This window comes from Mesorhizobium sp. M7A.F.Ca.US.002.01.1.1 (genome assembly GCF_004022955.1).
Taxonomy (GTDB): domain Bacteria; phylum Pseudomonadota; class Alphaproteobacteria; order Rhizobiales; family Rhizobiaceae; genus Mesorhizobium; species Mesorhizobium ciceri.
In genome coordinates this window covers 1-5,880 of the sequence record NZ_RZQE01000378.1, presented here as the reverse complement: position 1 = coordinate 5,880, position 5,880 = coordinate 1, and the positions used below count along the sequence as shown (strand labels likewise).

Genomic DNA, 5,880 nt, shown 5'->3' with positions numbered 1-5,880 from the left:
TGGTCGGGTCGACCTTGCCGGCGATCGCCGCCGTGACCGAGCTGCAGACCCGGCTCAACACGCTGGAAGGCGCCGTGGTCGACGGGAAGGCCGAGGAAGCGGTGAACACCGCCATGAAGGCCGGCAAGCTGATCCCGGCGCTGAAGGATTGGGGTTTGTCCCTGTTCAAGGCTGACCCGGCCAAGTTCGAGACGTTCGTGGGCTCGGCACCGATCCTGACCGCGCCGCAGCTGCAGACACCAAGGAAGGATGGCGAGGCCGCCGATCTCACCGAGGCTCAGCTCGCGGTCTGCTCTGCGATGGGCATCACCGCCGACGACTTCAAGAAGACCCTGAAAGCTGAGGCGAAGGCCTAGGCCGCCCGCTGATCTGATCAACCGGGGCGACGTCCCCACCTGAAGGAACCTGATTTCATGACCGCTCTTTCCCAGGACCGCAACACCTCCCAGCTGGTCGGCACGATCTTGTCGCTCGGCGTGGCCGCCGCGACGCTGATCTATTCCGGCTCGATCGTCATGCGGAATGCCACCGGCTACGCCACCAAGGGCGCGACGGCTCTCGGCCTGACCGGTGTCGGCATCGCCAACCACCGCGTCGACAACTCCGATGGTGCGGCCGGCGACTTGAACATCGATGTCGCCCAGGGCGTCTTCAAGGTGGCGAACTCGGCGGCGGCCGATGCGATCACCATCGCCGACATTGGCAAGCCCTGCTACGCGGTCGACGATCAGACGGTGGCCAAGACAAACGGGCTGACCGTGGGCGCTCCGACCAGGTCGGCGGCCGGCATCATCGTCGGCATCGAACTTCTTCGACACCGATCACGTGGTGCTCGACGAAAACGGCGCTGAGGCTTCCGTCGCAAATACCGATGGTGGTGCTGGCACGCCCTGGTTCCTGATCGACAGCAAGCAGCCGATCAATCCGCTGATCCTGCAGATCCGCAAGGAGGCGCAGTTCGTCAGCAAGGACGCTCCGACTGACGACAATGTCTTCATGAACAAGCAGTTCCTGTACGGCGCCGATGGCCGCTGGGCGGTCGGGTTCGGCTTCTGGCAGTGGTGCTGGGGCTCCAAGCAGCCCCTCACGGCGGCCAATTATGCGATCGCTCGTGCCGCGCTCGGCTCGATGAAGGGCGACTATGGCCGCCCGATCGGCGTGTCGCCCGACCTTCTGGTCGTGCCGCCGTCGCTCGAAAGTGCTGGCCTCAAGATCCTCAACAACGAGCTGGGCGCCGGTGGCGAGACCAACGAGTGGAAGGGAACCGCCGAGCTGCTCAAGGTTCCGTGGCTGGCCTGATCGGCTCGCCGAATTCGCCCCTGCCGGCATCCCCAACGGTGCCGGTGGGGTTTTTGAAAAGCAGCCCGCCCGAGGCTCCTTTTCAAAGACCCCGAAAACGAGGATTGAACGATGGCAAAAGCGTTGCGCGAAGCGAAGGCCAAGGCTCCAAAAATGGTGGCTGACGCTCCCAAGGAAACATCCGGCCTGGAAGCGGCGGGAGCTGCACAAGGCCAGGATGCCCCGTCGTCGGGGGCGGCGACGGGGACCGATACCAGCGAGCAGAGCGACGACCAGGGCGGGGCCGGCGAGACGGCCGGCTCCGCAGGCTCGCTGGCGCTGGACGACGCGCTCGATGCACTTGGCGGCCAGGGCGGGCACCTGGACACCGAAGCCGAGTTTCGCGCCAAATTTCCGCGCATGTCGGCCGCGATCGACGCCTGGAAGGAACAGAACGGCGACGAACTGCCGGCCGGCCTTCGCATCCGTTCCAAGGTTGACGGCTTCCGCCGCGCCGGCATCGCCCACTCCAAGGCGCCGGTCGAGCATCAGCTCGGGGCGTTCAAAGGCCCCGAGCAGCTGGAGGCCCTGTTCGCCGAACCAAACCTGGTCGTGGAGCTGATCTGACCGTGCACGCCATCCTGCCCATTTGGCTGTTGCCACTGTCGCTGACAGTCCTGATCTGGGCCGGCACGATCTTCTGGCCGAGCAGCAGCGCCCATGGCGGCGATTACGACTTCGGAGCCGCGCTTTCGGCGCTGCTCCGTTTCGTTGCCGCCCTGGCGGCCACGCTGCTGGTCTGGCTCGCCTACTTCATCTGGCTTTTCGTGGCGGCCGCATGAGCTACGCGGTCAAACAGGATCTGATCGACCGCTTCGGCGAAAAGGAGCTGCGGGAGCTGACCGACCGCACCAACCGTCCGCCGACGACGATCGACGACACCGTTGTCGGCCGGGCAGTCAACGACGCCACCGCCCTGATCGACGGCTACATCGCCAAGAAGTACTCGCTGCCGCTGGTGACCGTGCCCGACATCCTGGTCAAGGTGGCTGCGGATCTCGCGCGCTACTTCCTGCACGGCAAGGCGGCCGACAAGGACAGCCCGGTGACGGCAGCCTACAACCAGGCCGTCGCCTGGCTGAAGGATGTCGCCAAGGGGCTTATCGAGCTTGACGACGGCGGCGAAGCTCCGGAGCCGGCCGGCGGCGGCGCCATCAAGACCAGCGCGCCGAACCGCGTCTTCACCCGCGACAGCCTCAAGGGGTTCTGATGGCTGACGGGATCAAGCTTGCTCTCAACGACCAGGCGGTCAACGATCGGCTCGCCCAGCTCTCGCGCGCGGCCGAAAACCCAGCACGCGCCATGCGCGGGCGCCTGATCGGCTTCGTGACGCCTGGTTCCGCCGATCCGATCGAGCACGTCTCGGGCGAACTGCTGAAAACCAAGAATGGCACCGTCTGGTGGGAAGAAGTGTTCGGTGCCGCCAGCTACCTCGAGGAGCAACCATGACCAAGTCCTACCAGGCGCGCCCGGCGGGCCGCCACGTCATCGACCGGGCAACGGGCAAGCTTGTCCGCGATGGCGACTTCACCAATCCGGAGGCACCGGCCAAGCCGGCCGCGTCTCCGTCGCGCGCGCCGGCCGTCAAGCCGGCCGATGACACTGGCGCCGGACATCCGGCTGGGAAAGGCAAGTAACCATGGCATCCCGCTTTTACCGAAAGCTCGCCGTCCTGGCGAAACTCGAAGTCACCTATGGCACCGACCCGGTACCGACCGGTGCCGCCAATGCCATCCAGATGAACAATGTGACGATCACGCCGCTGGCCGGCGATCAGGCATCGCGAGACCTGATGCTGCCCTATCTCGGCCAGCAGGGCGTGATCCTGGTCGGCACCTATGCCACGGTGGCCGGTCAGGTCGAGATCGCCGGTGCCGGTGCTGCAGGCGACGTCCCAGGCTACGGCGTGCTGCTGCGCATGTGCGGCCTGGCCGAAACCGTCGATGATGGGGTCGACGTCCAGTACGATCCGATCTCGGGCGCCTTCGAGGCGGGCACGCTGTACTTCAATCATGACGGCGTCCGCCACATCCTGCTCGGCACGCGCGGCAACGTCTCGATCGACCTGACGCCCAAGCAGATCCCGCACTTCACCTTCACTTTCACCGGCCTGCTCGGCACGATCGCCGACGCGGCTTTGCCAACCGTCGATTACAGCGCATTCCAGGTGCCGCTGCCGGTCAACAAGGCCAACACCACCCTGTCGCTGCTCGGCGCCTCGGCGGTGGCCGAGAGCGTGGCGATCGACCTCGGCAACCAGGTGGAGCCGCGCTTCCTTATCGGCGACGAGAACGTCCAGCTCGTCGATCGCAACCCGAGCGGCACCTGTGTGGTCGAGGCGCGCTTGCTCGCGACCACCAACTGGTTTGCGGCGGCCCAGGCGAGGACGCGCGGGGCGCTGGCTGCCCAGCACGGCACGGTGGCGGGCAACATCGTCATGTTCGATGCGCCGGCCGTCGAGATCGGGCGCCCGACCGAAGGCCAGACGCAGAAGATCATCAACTACTCGCTGCCGCTCATGCTGTGCACCGATGCCGGCGACGACGAGCTGAAGATAACGGTCAAGTAGGAGCGCCCGCGCTCCCACTTTCCGCCCCCTTTGAAACCCGTTTGAAAGGCCCTTCGCATGAAGTTCAAGATCGTCGACGCCCACGTCTTCTGGTGGCCGGTTGAGGTCGTTTGTCCCGATCCCGACAAGCCCGGCAAGACTGTCACGCAATCCTTCACCATGCAGTTCCAGGCCATGCCGGCGGACGAAGCCGATGCCATGATGAAGGAGATCAACGCCCTGCCGCCCGAAGAGCAGAAAAATCGTCAGCACGAGGAGCTGCTGCGGGTCTGCAAGAACTGGCGCGACGTGACCGACGAGAAGGGTGAGCAGGTGCCATTCAGCGAAGAGACGCTGAAGGCCTGTCTGCAGTACTCCTGGTTCAATCGGGGCCTGTACAAAGCCTACATGCGCTCGCTGGCACCCGACGAGGCGCGAAAGGGAAACTGAGAGCGGTCGCGCGGGAATGGGCCTTCGCCCGCGCCGGCCGCAGCGACCCCCAGGTACCCACGAAGATCGACAGCGACCTGGTCGCGCAATGGGCCGGGCTCGGCGTGACGGTCGAGGCAGATGATGACGATGAGGCTATCCCCGTGTGGCGGATCAACAGGCAATCGTTAATGGCATTCCTCCGCTGCGAAACCCAGTGGCGGGCGGTGTCCGTCGCTGTCGGTGAAGGCAGCCGCCTGATCTGGCTCGGCATCGACTACGCCTCCGCCAGGCCGGTCTATGCCCGCCGGAACCGCACCGAGGAACGCCGTCTGTTCGACGACATCTGCGTCATGGAGCGCGCCGCGCTCGAAGCCATGGGCGAGATCGACGAATGACCCTACCTCTTGCCCTGGTCATCTCCGGCGACGCGACGGGCGCCAAGGCGGCGACTGACCAGACCACGGCCGGCGTCAAGGCGCTGGGCGTCGAGGCACGCCAAACCTCGTCCGCCATGGTGGCGGCGAACGACCAGGTCGCCGCCTCTGCGCGGGGCGCCACCACGGCGATCGCCGCCCAGGCCGCCGCCGAACGAAATTTACGGGCGGCGATCGACCAGCGGCTGAGCATCGGCAACAACGTGGCGCAGGTCGGGACGCCGTTCGCCAACAACAGCAACCGCTCGGCCGACATCGAGGCCTACGGTCGCTCGCTCGACGCGCTGCGCGCCCGCTACAATCCGCTGTTCGCCGCCTCGAAACTGTATGAGGCAGAGCTTGACGACATCAACGCCGCGCACCGGCTGGGTGCGATTTCAAGCCATGAACACCAGGTGGCGGTCGATGGCCTCAACACCAGGTACACGGTCTTTGCCCAGCAAGGCGCACGGGCAGCCGGCGTTCTCGGCACCGTAGGCGGTGCCGCCCAGCTGACCTCGAACCAGATGCTCCGGCTGTCCCAGCAAGGCAACGACGTCATCACCATGTGGGCGCTGGGCGCATCGCCGATGATGATCTTCGCGTCGCAGGCCGGCCAGGTCTACGACGCGCTCGAAAGCGGCCCGAAGGGATTGCGCGGCTCGCTGGCTGGGATCGCAAGCGGCGTCAAATCGACCGCCGGCAGCCTGATCAGCGGAGCGGCTGCCTTTGTCAGCTTTTCCAATCCGGTCGGCCTGGTCGCCACCGGTATCATCGCCGGCACCGCCGCGCTGCTCACTTATGCGTCCGTCACGCGGGAAAGCATCCGCTCGATCGATGGCGTCCTCAAGGATCACGAAGCCAACATAAAGGACCTGAAGCAGGCCTGGGCCGGCGATGCCACGGCGGGCATCAAGGCCTATGCGAGCGAAGGTTTTGGCGCGCTTGCGATCAAATCGGTGCAGACCGAGCTGGAGCTGAAAGCGTCGTTGAGCCAGGCCGCCCAGGAGGCGGCCAAGGGCATGGTCGCCAACGACAATGGCCTTGCGGGCGGCTCCCAGCTCGGGGTGATTGCCAGCTCGCAATTCTCGGAGTTCGGCAAGGAGATCGACTATCTTCGCGGCACGATCGCCAAGGGCGCGCCTGATG

Annotated in this window: 12 protein-coding genes; all 12 read left to right on the top strand. The window is 65.7% G+C overall.

Annotation, left to right across the window (positions count from 1 at the left end; genetic code table 11):
• Positions 1-356, top strand: a 356-nt coding sequence (locus EN932_RS27120; protein WP_206618963.1) for a phage protease, incomplete at its 5' end; no start/stop codon positions are given.
• Between the two features lie 57 nt (positions 357-413).
• On the top strand, positions 414-851 hold the full coding sequence (locus EN932_RS27115) for a hypothetical protein (RefSeq protein ID WP_128369209.1): 438 nt from the start codon (positions 414-416) through the stop codon (positions 849-851).
• Positions 829-1,299 (top strand): Mu-like prophage major head subunit gpT family protein, encoded by a 471-nt coding sequence (locus tag EN932_RS27110; RefSeq protein ID WP_245483331.1) that lies wholly within the window; start codon positions 829-831, stop codon positions 1,297-1,299. Before EN932_RS27115 ends, EN932_RS27110 begins: the two co-directional genes overlap by 23 nt.
• Positions 1,300-1,410: 111 nt before the next feature.
• Positions 1,411-1,905 carry an HI1506-related protein gene (locus EN932_RS27105; protein ID WP_128369207.1) on the top strand — a complete coding sequence of 165 codons (495 nt, stop codon included), beginning with the start codon at positions 1,411-1,413 and terminating at the stop codon, positions 1,903-1,905.
• A 2-nt stretch (positions 1,906-1,907) separates the two neighbouring features.
• Entirely contained in the window at positions 1,908-2,120 is a 213-nt protein-coding gene (locus tag EN932_RS27100) for a hypothetical protein (protein WP_128369206.1), read from the top strand.
• Positions 2,117-2,548 carry a DUF1320 domain-containing protein gene (locus EN932_RS27095; RefSeq protein WP_128369205.1) on the top strand — a complete coding sequence of 144 codons (432 nt, stop codon included), beginning with the start codon at positions 2,117-2,119 and terminating at the stop codon, positions 2,546-2,548. The genes EN932_RS27100 and EN932_RS27095 overlap by 4 nt, the downstream gene beginning before the upstream one ends.
• Positions 2,548-2,787: a hypothetical protein gene (locus tag EN932_RS27090; RefSeq protein ID WP_128369204.1), complete on the top strand. Its 240-nt coding sequence runs from the start codon at positions 2,548-2,550 to the stop codon at positions 2,785-2,787. Before EN932_RS27095 ends, EN932_RS27090 begins: the two co-directional genes overlap by 1 nt.
• Complete coding sequence (locus EN932_RS27085; protein WP_128369203.1) at positions 2,784-2,975, top strand: hypothetical protein; 192 nt, start codon at positions 2,784-2,786, stop codon at positions 2,973-2,975. Before EN932_RS27090 ends, EN932_RS27085 begins: the two co-directional genes overlap by 4 nt.
• A 2-nt stretch (positions 2,976-2,977) precedes the next feature.
• Positions 2,978-3,907, top strand: a complete 930-nt coding sequence (locus EN932_RS27080) for a phage tail tube protein (protein WP_128369202.1) — start codon at positions 2,978-2,980, stop codon at positions 3,905-3,907.
• 57 nt (positions 3,908-3,964) lie between these two features.
• Entirely contained in the window at positions 3,965-4,336 is a 372-nt protein-coding gene (locus tag EN932_RS27075; protein ID WP_128369201.1) for a hypothetical protein, read from the top strand.
• Positions 4,337-4,440: 104 nt separating this feature from the next.
• Positions 4,441-4,713 carry a DUF1799 domain-containing protein gene (locus EN932_RS38085; RefSeq protein ID WP_164890635.1) on the top strand — a complete coding sequence of 91 codons (273 nt, stop codon included), beginning with the start codon at positions 4,441-4,443 and terminating at the stop codon, positions 4,711-4,713.
• The coding region (locus EN932_RS27065; RefSeq protein WP_206618962.1) for a phage tail length tape measure family protein at positions 4,710-5,880 on the top strand (1,171 nt) is incomplete at its 3' end. The genes EN932_RS38085 and EN932_RS27065, both read left to right, overlap by 4 nt.